General features: G+C 40.5%; 14 protein-coding genes. 13 read left to right on the forward strand and 1 reads right to left on the reverse strand.

Features of this window, described 5'->3' with window-relative positions:
* The first annotated feature begins 38 nt into the window (after nt 1-38).
* From ccoG to KF872_01825, 12 genes are all read left to right on the forward strand, one after another.
* On the forward strand, nt 39-1,430 hold the full coding sequence (gene ccoG / locus KF872_01770; protein MBX2902255.1) for a cytochrome c oxidase accessory protein CcoG: 1,392 nt from the start codon (nt 39-41) through the stop codon (nt 1,428-1,430).
* Between the two features lie 28 nt (nt 1,431-1,458).
* Nucleotides 1,459-1,905, forward strand: a complete 447-nt coding sequence (locus KF872_01775) for a FixH family protein (GenBank protein ID MBX2902256.1) — start codon at nt 1,459-1,461, stop codon at nt 1,903-1,905.
* Between the two features lies 1 nt (nt 1,906).
* Nucleotides 1,907-2,614 (forward strand): sulfite exporter TauE/SafE family protein, encoded by a 708-nt coding sequence (locus KF872_01780; protein MBX2902257.1) that lies wholly within the window; start codon nt 1,907-1,909, stop codon nt 2,612-2,614.
* A 114-nt stretch (nt 2,615-2,728) separates the two neighbouring features.
* Nucleotides 2,729-3,076, forward strand: coding sequence for an arsenate reductase (glutaredoxin) (gene arsC, locus KF872_01785; protein ID MBX2902258.1), 348 nt, complete (start codon nt 2,729-2,731; stop codon nt 3,074-3,076).
* A gap of 422 nt (nt 3,077-3,498) precedes the next feature.
* Nucleotides 3,499-3,966 carry a hypothetical protein gene (locus KF872_01790; protein MBX2902259.1) on the forward strand — a complete coding sequence of 156 codons (468 nt, stop codon included), beginning with the start codon at nt 3,499-3,501 and terminating at the stop codon, nt 3,964-3,966.
* On the forward strand, nt 3,944-4,891 hold the full coding sequence (gene rsmH, locus KF872_01795; GenBank protein MBX2902260.1) for a 16S rRNA (cytosine(1402)-N(4))-methyltransferase RsmH: 948 nt from the start codon (nt 3,944-3,946) through the stop codon (nt 4,889-4,891). The genes KF872_01790 and rsmH overlap by 23 nt, the downstream gene beginning before the upstream one ends.
* Nucleotides 4,892-4,893: 2 nt before the next feature.
* Entirely contained in the window at nt 4,894-5,232 is a 339-nt protein-coding gene (locus KF872_01800; GenBank protein MBX2902261.1) for a hypothetical protein, read from the forward strand.
* 33 nt (nt 5,233-5,265) lie between these two features.
* The gene (locus KF872_01805) at nt 5,266-7,365 is read left to right on the forward strand and encodes a transpeptidase family protein (protein ID MBX2902262.1); all 2,100 of its coding nucleotides are present in this window, start codon (nt 5,266-5,268) and stop codon (nt 7,363-7,365) included.
* 4 nt (nt 7,366-7,369) lie between these two features.
* Complete coding sequence (locus KF872_01810) at nt 7,370-8,836, forward strand: UDP-N-acetylmuramoyl-L-alanyl-D-glutamate--2,6-diaminopimelate ligase (protein MBX2902263.1); 1,467 nt, start codon at nt 7,370-7,372, stop codon at nt 8,834-8,836.
* Between the two features lie 49 nt (nt 8,837-8,885).
* Nucleotides 8,886-10,139, forward strand: a complete 1,254-nt coding sequence (gene mraY, locus KF872_01815) for a phospho-N-acetylmuramoyl-pentapeptide-transferase (protein MBX2902264.1) — start codon at nt 8,886-8,888, stop codon at nt 10,137-10,139.
* A gap of 6 nt (nt 10,140-10,145) precedes the next feature.
* A complete protein-coding gene (gene murD, locus KF872_01820) occupies nt 10,146-11,483 on the forward strand; it encodes a UDP-N-acetylmuramoyl-L-alanine--D-glutamate ligase (GenBank protein MBX2902265.1) in 1,338 nt (445 codons plus the stop codon).
* Nucleotides 11,484-11,522: 39 nt separating this feature from the next.
* Complete coding sequence (locus tag KF872_01825; GenBank protein MBX2902266.1) at nt 11,523-12,692, forward strand: FtsW/RodA/SpoVE family cell cycle protein; 1,170 nt, start codon at nt 11,523-11,525, stop codon at nt 12,690-12,692.
* A gap of 2 nt (nt 12,693-12,694) precedes the next feature.
* Here the strand turns inward: KF872_01825 and KF872_01830 are convergent, their stop codons facing one another.
* A complete protein-coding gene (locus KF872_01830) occupies nt 12,695-13,765 on the reverse strand; it encodes a hypothetical protein (GenBank protein ID MBX2902267.1) in 1,071 nt (356 codons plus the stop codon).
* A gap of 123 nt (nt 13,766-13,888) precedes the next feature.
* Here KF872_01830 and KF872_01835 point away from each other — a divergent pair, with 123 nt between their 5' ends.
* Entirely contained in the window at nt 13,889-15,919 is a 2,031-nt protein-coding gene (locus KF872_01835) for a tetratricopeptide repeat protein (GenBank protein MBX2902268.1), read from the forward strand.
* The last annotated feature ends 69 nt before the right edge of the window (nt 15,920-15,988 follow it).

Below are 15,988 nucleotides of genomic sequence, written 5' to 3' on the forward strand. Positions count from 1 at the left end.
GCTTTATTCCATGTTTAAAGAAGAAAACTATGAGCGAAATGAACGATGCCTTTCGCGACAGTATTGGCACAGTAACCAGTGAAGGTAAGCGTAATTGGATTTTTCCTAAGCACCCCAAAGGAAAGTTTTACAATGCCCGAACTATTGTTACAGTATTATACCTAATAGTGTTTTTTACGCTGCCGTGGGTAAAGGTAAATGGTGAGCCGCTGTTTCTCTTCAATATTTTAGAGCAAAAGTTTATTCTGTTTGGGCAAATATTTTGGCCGCAGGACTTCTTTATTTTTGGTTTTACTATGCTCACCTTCTTGGTGTTTATAGTGTTGTTTACGGTAGTGTTTGGCAGGGTGTTTTGTGGTTGGGTTTGCCCGCAAACCATTTTTATGGAAATGGTTTTTCGCAAAATAGAGTATTGGATAGAAGGCGATGCCGATAAACAAAGAGCCTTGTCTAAAATGCCGTGGAACCAAGAAAAAATAGCTAAGCGCTCCATAAAATTTATTGTATTCTTTTCGCTATCGTTCATAATTGCCAATTACTTTCTGGCGTATTTAGTTGGCATGGATAGAGTAATGCTGTATGTGCGCGAAGGTATATTTCTGCACCTCTCGGTTTTTATTCCGCTTGTAATGTTTGCGGGCGTTTTCTTTTTCGTGTTTTGGTGGTTTCGCGAGCAGGCGTGCATTATTGTGTGCCCTTATGGAAGGCTACAAGGTGTAATGCTCGACCCTAATTCCATAGTGGTTGCTTATGATTATGTACGTGGCGAGCCTCGTTCAAAATTCAAGAAACATAGAGATGAAGAAGAGCAAGTGGGCGATTGTGTAGATTGTTTTGAATGTGTAAAAGTATGTCCAACAGGTATAGATATTCGCAACGGCACACAGCTTGAATGTGTAAACTGCACCGCATGTATAGATGCGTGCGATGCTATTATGACCAAGTTTAATCGCCCCATAGGCTTAATAAAATATGCCTCTGAAAGTAATATTGCCAAAGGCGAGAAAACAAAGTTCACCATACGCACAAAGGCTTATACCGCAGTATTGGTACTGCTCTTGGTAATTTTAGGTGTATTGCTTTTTTCACGAAAAGATATTCAAACCAATGTAATGCGAGCGCAGGGAATGCTGTATCAGGAGCAGCCCAATAACCAAATAAGCAATATCTATAACATTACTATGGTAAATAAAACCAGAAAAGATATTCCTATTACATTAAAGTTAGAAGATCCCGAAATTAAAGGAACTGTTAAAGTAATGGGAAAGAGCTTGGTGCTGCCTAAAGAAGCAATGGGAAATGGTATTTTTATTATTTATATAGATAGAGATAAACTAAAGAAACGAAACAATAAAATTAGAATAGGTGTGTACTCCGGGAACGAAAAAATAGATGTAGTAAAAACTACATTCTTAGCTCCCGGAAGTTGATGTTTTTCTAAACTAAAGTACAATTGCTATGCTGAAGAAATTTAATTGGGGTTGGGGAATAGCTGCCGCTTATACGAGCTTTGCTTTACTGGTATTGTTTATGGCATATAAATCCACACAAAATAAAGTAGAGTTGGTAACTCCCGATTACTATGCTCAGGAGTTGAAATACCAAGAGCGCATTAACCAAATAGAAAATTCACGTAAGTTACAAACACCTTTGGCATGGGAAGTAAACGGCAAGCAAGTAGTGCTCTCTTTTCCAAGCGAAGCCGGAGAAAATGCTACTGCAAAAGTGCTGTTTTACAAAGCAAATAATAGTACAAAAGATGTAACCATTTCAGCTGCTGCCGATGCAGACGGCAAATGTGTTTTGGTCTCCGAAAAACTAGAAGCCGGGGTATATCAAATGCAGATAGAGTGGCAGGCCAATAACATAGCCTACTATACAGAAACTACTATTAAACTCCAGTAATATGGAATTTGCAGCTACTGCATTTTTGTTGGGATTATTGGGCGCATTTCACTGTGTGGGCATGTGCGGTCCTATTGCATTGGCACTGCCGTTGGGTGGCTATAACCGCTTCGAAAAAGTAATTGGCGCACTGCTCTATAATATAGGTAGAGCTACTACCTACGGTATTTTTGGCTGGTTGGTAGGGTTTGCAGGTGCAGGTTTATTTTGGATTGGTTTTCAGCAATACTTTTCGGTGGTGTTGGGTGTATTGTTGTTGCTGTATGTGCTTATGCCGCAGCGCTATAAGGTTAAGGTAGAGCAAGTAAACTTCTTACAACCACTAATCAGGTATGTAAAGAATGCGCTATCTGCGCTGTTTAGGCAAAAGAATTTTTCATCGCTGTATTTTATTGGAGTGCTCAATGGTCTTTTACCATGCGGTTTGGTATATGCTGCGCTGGCAGGTGCTTTAGCAACGGGCAATCCGGTAAAAGGCAGCTTGTTTATGATGGCATTTGGTTTGGGAACCTTTCCGCTTATGTTGGCTGTAAACTTATCGGCACAGAAAATAAGCATTCAGTGGCGCAATCGAATGCGCAAAGCTGTACCTGTGTTTATTTCATTTATTGCAGTATTGCTTATTCTGCGTGGTTTAAATTTAGGTATTCCATACCTTAGCCCTAAGTTGGTGAGCCTGCCGGAAGGAAGCACTGCTATTTGCCATTAAAACATACCTTAGCACAAGTAAAAGAAAGTGCTGCTTAGTAGGCAGAGAAAATTATTAGACATCTAAGCAGCTTGCATTATCAATGCCTTGTTGCAGTTTTAAAAAGAATGGTGTATGAAAACAATTATTTACCACAATGCACGCTGTTCTAAGAGCAGAGAGGGGTTGTGTATTTTAGAAGAAATGGGTGCATCGGTAGAAGTACGCAATTATTTGGCAACCCCACTTACTTTTGAAGAAATAGATCATCTACTTTCCTTGCTCAAGGCAGCACCTTTAGATGTTATCCGCAAGAACGAAAGCATTTTTAAAGAAAAATTTTCCGGCAAAGAACTCAGTCGCAGCCAGTGGATTCAAGCAATTGTGGAGCATCCGGTTCTTTTAGAACGACCTATTGTGGTAAGAGGCAATAAAGCTGTGGTTGGGCGACCGCCATCGCTTATTAAAGAACTATTGAACTGAGTTTTATTACATATAGTACTACTTTGTAGCCGGAGTTGCATGCCTCAATATGCAGCATCTGGTAGTTTTTGCTTGTAGTAAAATTTTAATCCCACTTTATTACACAGAAATGCCGTTTTTAAGCAATGTTTAGTCTCCTTGCCATTGTGATTTGTGAAAAAGGAAAGTGAGATGAGTTTTTACGATGTTGAAACAGGTTCATAAAGTACTTGTTTTTGTTGAAAACGTGTTTTTATAGCTGTTGATTTCCTTTAAAACTACTTTTCCACATACTTTTTTGAAGTTTAATTCTGGTGTAAAATTTATATTCTACGCGGCTTTCGCCCTATTTCTTAAAATTGTTGAAAACTTTTGTGTCCAGAAATGTGTCATAAAGTGGTATAAAGTGGATACAAGTGTTATTTTCGTTCTGTATTTCACAAATGAGCACATTCAGAGGACAGTTTAATTGCACAATAGACGACAAGGGGCGTATTAAAATGCCTGTGTCGTTTAAGGCGCAGTTTCCTGCCGAAGACAAAGGTTGTTTCATTCTAAAAAAAGGCTTAGACGACTGTTTAGAGATTTATCCGCTTGCAACTTGGGAACAGGAAGAAGAAAAGTTGCGCAAGTTGGATCGCTACAATCCGGTACAGCGCGCGTTTTACAGTACTTATACTATTGGAATTTCTGATATGGCATTAGATAGTGCCGATCGTTTTTTAATTCCCAAAAGCTTAATGGGGTATATCAATAATACCCGCGAAGTAATTTTGAAAGGTGAGCTCGATTGCATTCAAATTTGGGAAGCAAACAGGTTCAATGAGTTTGTGGCAAATAACCTGGCCAACATGCATCAATATAGTATTGAAGTATCTAACTATTTAAATGAGTTGGAAAGAAAAAAATAATGAGCGTGAAGCGCATTCGGGCAACGAAGGTGCATATCATGTTCCCGTTCTTTTACATGAGTGTGTAGAGGCATTGCAAATTGGCGTGTCGGGCGTGTATGTAGATGCTACATTTGGTGGAGGAGGGCATTCGCGCGAAATTTTGAAGCACTTGGATGCCGATGGCAGATTGATTGCTTTTGACCAAGATGCTGATGCGCAGCAGAATTTGCCCGGAGATGAAAGGTTGACTTTTATTCCGCAAAATTTCAGGCATTTACAACGTTTTCTGCGAGCAGAGGGGATAGCAAAAGTAGATGGTATTCTGGCTGATTTGGGTGTGAGTTCTTTTCAGTTTGATACTGCAGAAAGGGGTTTTAGCTACAGGTTTGATGGAGCGCTGGATATGCGTATGAATGCAGCGGGAGGGCAAACTGCGGCAACCGTGCTAAATACAGCTTCTGCCGCGCAGTTGCAACAAATTTTTGGCGAGCTGGGCGAAGTGCGCAATGCAAAAACGCTCGCAGCAAAAATTGTTGAAGAGCGTTTACACAAGCCGTTTAAAACCATCAGCGATTTGTTGGGTGTGTGCGAAGCAGTAATGAAGGGAGATAAGCACCGCTATTGGGCGCAGGTTTTTCAGGCGTTGCGCATAGAAGTAAACGATGAACTGGGAGCATTAAAAGAACTATTGCAGCAGAGCACTTTGGTGCTAAAACCCGGTGGGGTGTTGGCGGTTATCACCTTTCATTCACTAGAAGATAGGTTGGTAAAAAACTTTATGCGCAGTGGCAATTTTGAAGGCGAGCACGAGAAAGACGATTTTGGAAATATACACCGTGTGTTTGATGTGGTAACAAAAAAGCCTATAGAGGCAAGCAGCGAAGAGCTATCAAGAAACTCAAGAGCACGCAGCGCAAAACTGCGTGTGGCAATTAAAAGATAAAAATGGACACAGCCGAAAAGCAGGAAAATAAAGGGCTTAAAGCATTTTGGAGCAAGGCAAATACCGCCAGTGAATTGGGGTTTATGCAATTGTTTACCCACTTGCCTTTTATTATGTTTTTAATTGCCTTGGGCGTGTTGCACATAGCCAATAATCACTTGGCGGAATACTACGAAAGAAGTATTGCCCAAAAAGAAAAAGAGGTGCGGCAGTTGCGTTGGGAACACCTTTCTACTTCATCGGAAATGATGAAGCAGAGCAAGCAAAGTTCCGTAGCAGGGTTGGTGGTAGAGCAGGGAATTAAGCCGTTGCGTGTGCCTCCCAATATTGTAGCAGAGTAATAAAGGCAGTAAGAATATTTAGGAATAAACAGAATGAATAAAAGGCAGCAAATAGTAGTTCGTGTGCGCATAGGCTTTCTTGCAATATGCCTGGTGGGTGCTGCTATTATTGCACGTGCTTTTTATATTCAAACTTATCAGGGAAAATACTACCGCAGCCTTGCCGATTCTTTCACCATTTCTAAAATTAAATTGCCTGCCGAGCGTGGCAATATCTATGCCAGCGATGGCCGTTTGCTCGCCACCACTTTGCCGGTTTTCGACTTGGGATTTGATGTAAGAACCAGTATGCGCAACGATGAGTTGTTTAGAAAACACATAGACTCTTTTGCATTGTTGCTAAGCTCAAAATTTGCAGGAAAAACTGCCGAGCAATACAAAAGAGATATTTGGAAAATGCGCAAAAAAGGCAAAAGCTATTTTGTGTTGCAGCGCAATATTCCATACAATGTGCGTATAGAAATGGAGCGCTGGCCTTTGGTGCGCAGCGGGCAGTATGCCAGCGGAATGGTATTTGATGAGCGCAGAGAGCGTTTAATGCCATTTGGCTGGTTGGCAGAAAGAACCATAGGCTACTATAAAAAAACAGCTAAAGAAAAGGTGGGAGTAGGCTTAGAAAAGAAGTTCGATACCATACTCACCGGTAATGCAGGAACCACCTTGGCACAGAAAATTTCGGGCGGTTTGCGCATTCCTTTAGAGTCGCCAGAAAATGTGCAGCCGCAACCCGGAAAAGACGTACATACCACTATTGATATTGAGTTTCAGGATGTGGCAGAAGATGCCTTGCACCGTGCGCTTATTCACCATGGTGCCGAGCATGGCTGTGTAATTTTAATGGAGTGTAAAACCGGGAAAATTCGTGCTGTTGCTAATCTAGGCAGGGGCAAAGATTCTACATACAAAGAGCGTAAGAATTATGCTTTTGCAGAAACTGAGGCACCGGGTTCAACTTTTAAAATTGCAACGGTGGCAGCTTTAATGGAAGATGGATTGGTTACCAATGCTACCAAAGTTAATTTGGGCGATGGCTCTGCTGTATTTTATGGTTTGCGCATCCGTGACCACGATGTGCCTACAACTCCGGTAATGGATTTAAAGCGTACCATCGAAATTTCTTCTAATGTGGCCATAGCTACTTTGGCAGATAAGTATTACAACAATGTTGCGGGAAAGCAGAAGTTCTACAACTACTTAGATAAGTTTGGTTTCACCAAGAAAATAGATATTGAAATTGAAGGCGCAGGCGAACCGCTTTTGCGCAATTACAAAAAATGGCAAGCAACCTCTGTTCCGTTCTTGGCACATGGTTACGAAATGCAAATTACTGCTTTACACACACTGTCGTTTTACAATGCTATTGCCAATAACGGTGTTATGGTAAAGCCTTCTATAGTTGAAAAAATTACTGCTTACGATAGAACTATAGATTCTTTTGGCACAGTAGTATTGAATGATAAATTGCTAAGTCCTAAAACTATTGCGGCATTGCGGCTAATGCTCGAAGGTGTGGTGGAAAATGGTACTGCCACCAATCTAAAAACCGACTATTTGAAAGTGGCAGGTAAAACCGGAACCGCAAAAATTGCACAAGGAAAAGAGGGTTACAAAGTAGCGGTATATCAAGCCTCATTTTGCGGATACTTTCCGGCAGAAAATCCTATGTATTCTATGATTGTGGTAATCAATTCGCCATCGCAAAATGGCTATTATGGCAATAAAGTTGCGGGAACAATATTTAAGGAAGTAGCCGATAAGGTGTATTCAAAATCGCTGCAAATGCAAAAGCCAATTCAGCAGTTGATAGCGCAAAAGCAATTGCCTGTAATTACCAAAGGCAATAGCGAAGAAATGGCTGCCTTATACGCTTTGTGGGGAAAGAAATTGCCGATACACGAAAGCGAGTGGGCAAGGCTGGCAAGCAATGGTTCCGAGGTGCGTATTCAACAAATGGATGTAAAACCCAGTGTGGTGCCGGAAGTAACCGGAATGGGCTTAAAGGATGCCTTGTATTTGTTGGAAACATTGGGCTTACAAGTAAATGTTGTGGGGAAAGGTATAGTGAAATCGCAGAGTATAAAAGCAGGAGAACCAATTGTAAAAGGAACTCAAATAGTAATAGAACTTTCATAAAGTAGTGAAACAACTAAAAGAACTCTTGGTGGGCATCAATATTCAGCAAATTATCGGTAGCGATAGTGTGCAGGTGGGTGCTTTGCGTTCAGATTCGCGCCAAGTGGGCAAAGGCGATTGCTTTGTAGCAGTTTCGGGTACAGTAGTTGATGGGCATAACTTTATTGCACAGTGCGAGCTTGCAGGTGCAGTTGCCATTGTGTGCGAAAAACTGCCTGCACAGCTTCAACCACAGGTAAGCTATGTGGTGGTGGCAGAAAGCAGTAGTGTGTTGGGTGTAATGGCTGCCAATTTCTTCCATCATCCTTCGCGCAAATTGCAGTTGTTTGGTGTTACGGGAACCAATGGCAAAACTTCGGTGGCTACTTTGCTTTTCAGGTTGTTTAAGCAGTTGGGGAAAAGCGTAGGCTTGCTTTCTACCGTTCAAAATCAAATTAACGAAACGGTTATTGCCTCTACACACACCACACCCGATGCCATTGGTTTAAATGCGTTGCTTGCTCAAATGGTGGAAGCAGGTTGTACACATTGCTTTATGGAAGTAAGTTCACATGCTGCGCACCAAAATAGAATTGCAGGCTTGCGCTTTGCAGGTGCGGCTTTTACCAACATTACACACGATCATTTAGATTATCATAAAACCTTCGATAACTATATTAAAGCCAAGAAAAAATTCTTCGATGAATTGAATGAGGATGCCTTTGCAATTACCAATGCCGATGATAGAAATGGCTCCGTAATGTTGCAAAATACAAAGGCAAAGAAGTTTACATATTCACTCAAAACACCTTCGGATTTTAAAGGCAAAATTATTGATAACAATATCACAGGATTGCAATTAGAAATTGGCGGACAAGAAGTTCATGTGCGCTTAATCGGAGAGTTCAATGCATATAATTTAGTGCTGGTATATGCTGCAGCCATTTTGTTGGGCGCAGAAAAGGAAGAGGTATTGCGCATTCTCTCTGCACTCACACCTCCTGCAGGCAGGTTTGAGCAAGTGGTTTCGCCCAATGGAAAAATAGTAGGTATAATAGATTACGCACACACGCCCGATGCGCTCAAAAATATATTGCACACCATCAATGCCGTGCGCAATGGCAACGAGCAGTTTATTTCGGTAGTAGGTTGTGGCGGCAATCGCGATGCAGCAAAGCGTCCGTTAATGGCCATGCTGGCAAGCAAACTTTCCGATAAAGCCATTTTTACATCAGATAACCCACGCAACGAAGATCCGCAGGAAATTCTTAATGAAATGAATGCGGGCGTGCAGGCTCCCGAGCGCAAAAAGGTAATCACCATTGCAGATAGAAGAGAAGCAATACGCACGGCATGCAGTTTGGCAATGCCCAACGATATTATTCTGATTGCAGGAAAAGGACACGAGAAGTATCAGGAAATAAAAGGCGTAAAATATGATTTTGACGATAAGCAGGTGTTGGTAGATACATTTTTAGAATTAGAAAAGTAAGCAGCGGTAACAAAGTAGCATTATTCAATACTCAATAATCAGTACTAAGATGTTATACTATCTTTTTAAATGGCTTGATGTTCAGTATGATTTTCCGGGAGCGGGGTTGTTTAACTTCATCTCCTTCCGGGCGGCTATGGCATTGCTTTTGAGCTTGGTAATATCGCTCGTGTACGGTAAAAACATTATTGCCTTCTTGCGTAAAAAGCAAATTGGCGAAACCATTCGTGAACTTGGCTTGGAAGGCGAAAATTCTAAAAAAGGCACGCCAACCATGGGCGGTTTAATTATACTCGGAGCCATACTGGTGCCTACATTGCTGTTTGCCAAAATTGGCAGCGTGTACATTATACTGTTGCTTATTACCACTGTTTGGTTAGGATTTATAGGCTTTTTAGACGATTACATTAAAGTATTCAAGAAAGATAAAAAGGGGCTTGCTGGTCGCTTTAAAATAGTAGGACAGGTAGGGCTTGGCATTATTGTAGGCACGGTATTGTACTTTAATGGCAATGTGGTAATTAAGGAAGAAATTCCTGCGGGCGAAGTATATAAGTACGATAGCAATGAAATAAGCAAAATTACAGACGATAAAGGTGTAACGCATTTTATGACAACAGAGAAATCGAGCGTTACCACCTTGCCGTTTATTAAAAACCAAGAATTCGATTACGAGAGAATTTTAGGCGTTATACATGCAGATTGGAGCAAATACACATGGTTGGTGTTTATTCCTATCGTTATTTTCATTATTACGGCAGTAAGCAATGCCGCTAATCTTACCGATGGTATAGATGGTTTGGCAGCAGGTACTTCTTCCATTATTGGTGCCACATTATTAGTGTTTGCATACGTTTCGGGCAATATAATTTTTGCCGATTACTTAGATATAATGTACATACCCAACGTGGGAGAATTGGTAATTTTTTGTGCCGCATTTATTGGAGCTTGTGTTGGTTTTTTATGGTACAATGCATATCCGGCACAAGTGTTTATGGGCGACACAGGCTCGCTGGCACTGGGCGGTATTATTGCCACTATGGCGCTTTGCGTGCGCAAAGAATTGCTGCTGCCTTTAATGTGCGGAGTGTTTTTTGTTGAAACAATTAGTGTAATGCTGCAAGTAAGCTACTTTAAATACACCAAGAAGAAATATGGCGAAGGCAGAAGAATCTTTTTAATGAGTCCGATTCACCACCACTTTCAAAAAATGGGAATCCATGAAAGCAAGATTGTAAGCCGTTTTTGGATTGTGGGCATTATGCTGGCAGTATTAAGTATTGTAACACTAAAAATTAGATAGAAAGAAGTGGCTAAGCGTTTAGTAGTTCTTGGTGGTGGCGAAAGCGGAGTTGGTACTGCAATACTTGGTATGAAGCAGGGATACGAAGTGTTTTTAAGCGATGGTGGCGAAATAAAGCCGAAGTACATAAAAGTGTTGAATGAATATGGCATTGCATACGAAAGCAATACACACACGGCACATAAAATTTTAAATGCCGATGTAGTAATGAAAAGCCCGGGCATTGCACATAAAACACCTATCGTAAAAGAGTTGAAGGCAGCCGGAGTGCGCATAGTAAGCGAAATGGAATTTGCTGCACCATTTACCAATGCCGAAATTATTGGTATTACAGGCAGCAACGGCAAAACAACCACTACGGCTTTAACCTATCATATTCTGCGCAATGCAGGTTTAAATGTGGGCTTAGGTGGCAATATAGGCAGGAGTTTTGCATGGCAAGTTGCCACAGAAAATTTTGAATACTATGTACTGGAAATTTCAAGTTTTCAATTAGACGATATTGAAACTTTTCGTCCTAATGTGGCGGTGCTTACCAATATAACACCGGATCACTTAGACCGCTATAACTACGAACTCGATAACTATGTGGCCGCAAAATTCAAAATAGGTAAGTGGCAAAACGAAAGCGATTATTTTATCTACTGTGCCGATGATGAAATTACCATGCAAAACATGGATCGCTACCCAACCAAGGCACAAAAAATTCCTTTTAGCCTTGAAAAAAAATACAAGCAAGGCGGCTATGTAGAAAACGAAACTTTATTCATTAACATAAACCAAACTCAGTTCACCATGAGCAATTCTGAACTTGGCATTAAAGGCCGACACAACACTTACAATTCATTAGCAGCGGGGATTGTAGCAAATATTTACGGGCTGCGTAAAGACGAAATCAGGAAGAGCCTGAGCGATTTTAAATCGTTAGAGCATAGATTAGAGACTGTAACTAAAGTACGTGGTGTAGAGTTTATTAACGACTCTAAAGCAACCAATGTAAACAGCACTTGGTATGCACTCGAAACCATGAGTAAACCAATTATTTGGATTGCTGGTGGTGTAGATAAAGGCAATGATTATTCGGTGTTAACTCCTCTAGTTCAAAAAAAAGTAAAAGCATTGGTTTGTTTGGGCGAAGACAATACAAAGCTACACAGTGCTTTTGGTAAAGCCGTGGATGTAATTGTGAATACAAATAATATACACGATGCCGTAAGAATGGCATACCAACTGGGCGCTCCGGGCGATGTGGTGTTGCTTTCTCCTGCTTGTGCTTCGTTCGATTTATTTCAAAATTTTGAAGACAGAGGAATGAAGTTTAAAGAAGAAGTAATTAAGCTTTAAGGTTTCAGTTTCGTTGTTGAATTAACGAATTGAATTGTTATGAGCAGCATATTCAAACATTTTCAGGGCGACCGTTTAATTTGGTTGGTGGTATTTTTACTCATCGGAGTTTCTATGTTGGGTATCTATAGTTCCACCAGTACTTTGGCTTTTCGCTTGCAGGGAGGCAATACAGAGTATTATGTAATGAAACAGTTTTTTTATGTTGCTATTGGGTTTGGGTTAATGTTTATTACACACTTGGTGGATTATCGCTACTATTCGAGGTTGGCGCAAATTCTTTGGTTGGTATCTATTCCGTTATTGCTTTATACCATGTTTTTTGGTACAGAATTAAACAATGCCAATCGTTGGATTACTATTCCGTTGGTGGGGCTTACCTTCCAAACTTCAGACTTGGCAAAGCTGGCTCTTATTATGTATTTGGCGCGGCAGCTAAGTTTAAAGCAAGAAAATATAGATGATTTTAAAGAGTCGTTTTTGCCGATATTGTTACCTATTATAGTTACGGCTTTACTTATTGTGCCGGATAATCTTTCTACGGCATTGATTGTGGTGTTTACAAGTATTTTTGTAATGTTTATAGGTCGGGTTGCTTTAAGGCATATCGCGCTTTTGGCGGGTGCGGGAACTTTAATAATGGTATTGTTTTTTGCAATTTTATTTGTGATGCCGCAAAGCATGTTGGTTGGGCGAACTGCTACTTGGAAACACCGTGTAGAGAATTTTTTTGACCGCTCCGGAAATGTGGAAGAAGAGTACCAAGTGCTGCAATCTAAAATTGCCATTGCCAAAGGCGGCTTGGTGAACTTAAATGCAGGCGGCAGCGACCAAAAGAACTTTTTGCCACACCCTTATTCAGATTTTATTTACGCCATAATTATTGAGGAATATGGATTGCTTGGCGGGGCAATTATTCTAATGCTGTATCTTTTTTTTCTATACCGCTGTATTCGTATTGTATTAAAAGCTCCTAAGGCATTTGGTGCATTTTTGGCTGTGGGTTTAGGCATTGCATTGGTAATTCAGGCAATGATAAACATGGCTGTAGTAGTAAATTTAGTTCCGGTAACGGGCGTTACGCTCCCGTTGGTAAGCATGGGTGGCAGCAGCGCCATATTCACCAGCATTGCCTTTGGAATTATCTTAAGCGTAAGTCGTAATGTAGAACTTCAAAATGGCGAAGAGTCTTTGGAGATGGCTGCCTAATGCTACTTTATTTTCTTAATTCCTTTTCCTGCAAAGTCGTGAATTATTTTACCGTTTTCGCATAAGCCCGAAAGTTCGTAATCGGCAAATTCCAATACTTTTTTCTGATATGCGGCAGGGTACAGCAAGTGTACGTTGGGACCTGCATCTAATGTAAAGTAAACCGGCACTTTGCTGCTTTCGCGGAAGTTGCGGATGCTTTCTATCATGCTCAAGGTGTGTGCATTCATGAGTATAAACGATGGATTGGAACACATCATGAGTGCATGCAATGTCATGGCTTCATTTTCTGCAATAGCGCCAAAGGTTTCCCAATCGCCACTTTTTAAGGCAGGCAGTAAATTCTTAAGATTATCGTTGGCTTGTTTGTAGCGTGCCTTGGCAAATGGATTGCCTTTCATAAGCGAATGGCCTACACGGCTCGATACTTTTTTTTCGTTGCTGCTAGCAATTAAAATGCTATCGCGCAGGGTTTTAAATTCTTTGTGCAGTAAATTTTCTGCGCCAATACCAAAATCGTTTGAAGAGGTTTTTACTACCGCGCTTTCGCCCCAAACCGATGCATATGCAAACGGAGAGCGGCAGGCACTTCCTGAACCTAACCTCGAAAAAAGTGATACTTTTTTCATCCACTTGCTATCGCTTAGCAATTGCTTTTCGGTTGTTTTCTTTTTTGTTTTTAACTGTATTTCTAAGTCGCACAAAGCGGCTGCAAGTGCGCTATACGATGATGCCGAAGATGCAATACCCGATGAATGAGGAAAGGAGTTGGCAGAGTATATTACTAAACCATAATCTTTTAAAAACTTAAAATCGTTTTGTATGGAGGTGAAAAAGTTGAGTAGTCTTAAACGGAATGCAATATTTTCTTTTTTGTCGAAGTAGAATTGCAATTGCAGTTCATCGCTCTTGTTTTCTTTAGAAACTAAAGATACCGATGTTTCGGTAAAGCATTCGCTCAGTGTAAAGCTAAGTGATGGGTTTTCGGGTATTTGATTTTTTTTCTTTCCCCAATATTTTATGATGGCAATGTTTGATGGACTCTTCCATGTTGTTGTTGCAATAGGTTTCATACTTCCTTTTTTTGTGCTTCAAACCTAATTGAATTTTTATTCTGCTTCATATTGTTTTTCACAGCATTTTATATAAGGGTTCGCAACTTATGCGGCAAAACTTATTTTTGGATTTTTCTTTTTATGAGTAAAAGCCGAGCCCTTTTTGCAAGCCTTGTGGCAATAGTGTTTTTTATGTTGGTATTTGCCTATAGCAATCATTGGCATAATGGATTTCATTTCGATGATTCGCATACGGTACAGAACAATTTGTACGTGCGGCATATTCAAAATATTCCACTATTTTTTAAGGATTGCACCACCTTTAGTTCTATTCCATCGCATGGTTCTTATCGCCCGTTGGTAACTACTTCGCTTGCCATAGACTACAAACTTGGCGAGGTGTTTTCTGCCAATGGTTACGATCCGTTTTGGTATCATGTTTCTACCTTTATTTTCTTTTTGCTGCAGGCTGTTTTAATGTGGTTTTTTTTCAAAAAAATATTGGATACGGTTTCGCGCGGAACGCCCAATGCTTTTGTGGCATTATTTGCCGTTGCATGGTATGCGCTTAATCCGGTAATGGCAGAAACTATTAACTATGTTATTTCGCGCTCCGATTCGCTTTCTACTTTTTTTGTGGTATTAGCATTTGTGGTTTACCAGTATGCTGCTTCTGCACGCAAGTATTATTTGTATTTAATTCCAATACTTATTGGTGCTTTGGCCAAGCCAACGGCAATTATGTTTGGACCCATGCTAATGGCTTATCACCTGTTGTTTGAGCAAGAGCAGAGTTTATTGGCAGTAGGCAAATGGCAGTGGAATAAATTGTGGAAAGTAGCATTGCCTTCGATGGCAGTTTTTGTGGCTGTATATTTCTTTATTAAGAAAATGGAAGCAGGCATGTTTGAGCCGGGCGGCAGTTCGTTATTTGAATATATAATTACACAACCGTATATCTATTTGCATTATGTGGCTATGTTTTTATTGCCCATGCAGTTGAGTGCCGATACCGATTGGAGTACTTTTAAATCGTTGAGCGATGTAGGTGCGTTGGTAGGTTTTGTATTTCTTATACTCTTGGTGTTTACGGTATTTATTACTTCTAAAAACCCAAAACAACGCCCTATTACATTTGGTATTTTGTGGTTTTTATTTGCCTTGGTGCCAACCACTTTTGTGCCATTGGCTGAAGTAATGAACGACCACCGTCAGTTTTATCCGCATGTAGGCACAGCATTGGCACTTACTTGGGCACTTTATTTGGTGTTAGAAAATGTGTGGAAGCGTATTCCGGTAAATGCAATAGTGTTGGGTTCTTTATTGCTTTTTTCAGCCTATGCTTATGGCACTTATGAGCGCAACAAAGTATGGCTTACCGAAGAAACATTGTGGAAAGATGTAACGGAAAAAAGCCCGCTCAATGGAAGAGGACTCATGAATTACGGATTGGCACTTATGGCACGGGGCGATTATGCTGGAGCAGAACAGTACTTTAAACGCGGATTAGAGTTGTGGCCATACTATTCGTATTTGTATATAAATATGGCTATTGCAAAAGAATCTACCGGAAAAATAGACGAAGCCGGATATTACTATCAGAAAGGTTTGGAGTATGGAAAAAGCTATCCGAATAACTACTATTACTATGGCAAGTATTTGTATCGCAAAGGAAGTAAAGAAGAAGCTATTGGTTATTTGCAGCAGTGCCTTAAAATGAGTAGTGCACAGGTAGATGCCCGTTATCTATTGATGGATGCCTTATACGAAACCAAACGCTTAGAAGAGTTGAAAAGCATCTGCACCGAAACTTTAAAAATTTTGCCAAGCGATAAAAAAGCAACCGATTATCTGGCTATGGCCGAAACAGGAAAAAGCAGGGCAGAGGTATTAGAAACTTCATTGCAAGAAAAGCCTACTGCCGAAGGTTATTTGAATTTAAGTTTAAGTTATTATCAAGCAGAGAAATACGATTTATGTATTACCGCTGCCGAAAAAGCATTGGCATTAAAGCCCGATTATGCAGAGGCTTGGAATAATATATGCTCTGCGCACAATGCACTCGGCAATTTTAAGGCGGGTGCTGCGGCTTGCGAGGAAGCACTTAAGTTGAAACCCGATTATGCTTTGGCAAAAAACAATTTATTGTGGGCAAAGCATAACCTAAAGTAGTAGCACATTGTTTTGCTGGCATACGTTGCGCAGCTGAGTGTAGCGGTACCACAAAAAAAGGAGCTGCCG

Source organism: Chitinophagales bacterium (assembly GCA_019638515.1).
GTDB lineage: Bacteria > Bacteroidota > Bacteroidia > Chitinophagales > LD1 > UBA7692.

Coding starts and splice junctions, on each gene's coding strand:
- ccoG (MBX2902255.1), top strand. CDS start 39: ATGAACGATGCCTTTCGCGACAGTATTGGCACAGTAACCAGTGAAGGT.
- KF872_01775 (MBX2902256.1), top strand. CDS start 1,459: ATGCTGAAGAAATTTAATTGGGGTTGGGGAATAGCTGCCGCTTATACG.
- KF872_01780 (MBX2902257.1), top strand. CDS start 1,907: ATGGAATTTGCAGCTACTGCATTTTTGTTGGGATTATTGGGCGCATTT.
- arsC (MBX2902258.1), top strand. CDS start 2,729: ATGAAAACAATTATTTACCACAATGCACGCTGTTCTAAGAGCAGAGAG.
- KF872_01790 (MBX2902259.1), top strand. CDS start 3,499: ATGAGCACATTCAGAGGACAGTTTAATTGCACAATAGACGACAAGGGG.
- rsmH (MBX2902260.1), top strand. CDS start 3,944: ATGAGTTGGAAAGAAAAAAATAATGAGCGTGAAGCGCATTCGGGCAAC.
- KF872_01800 (MBX2902261.1), top strand. CDS start 4,894: ATGGACACAGCCGAAAAGCAGGAAAATAAAGGGCTTAAAGCATTTTGG.
- KF872_01805 (MBX2902262.1), top strand. CDS start 5,266: ATGAATAAAAGGCAGCAAATAGTAGTTCGTGTGCGCATAGGCTTTCTT.
- mraY (MBX2902264.1), top strand. CDS start 8,886: ATGTTATACTATCTTTTTAAATGGCTTGATGTTCAGTATGATTTTCCG.
- KF872_01825 (MBX2902266.1), top strand. CDS start 11,523: ATGAGCAGCATATTCAAACATTTTCAGGGCGACCGTTTAATTTGGTTG.
- KF872_01830 (MBX2902267.1), bottom strand. CDS start 13,765: ATGAAACCTATTGCAACAACAACATGGAAGAGTCCATCAAACATTGCC.
- KF872_01835 (MBX2902268.1), top strand. CDS start 13,889: ATGAGTAAAAGCCGAGCCCTTTTTGCAAGCCTTGTGGCAATAGTGTTT.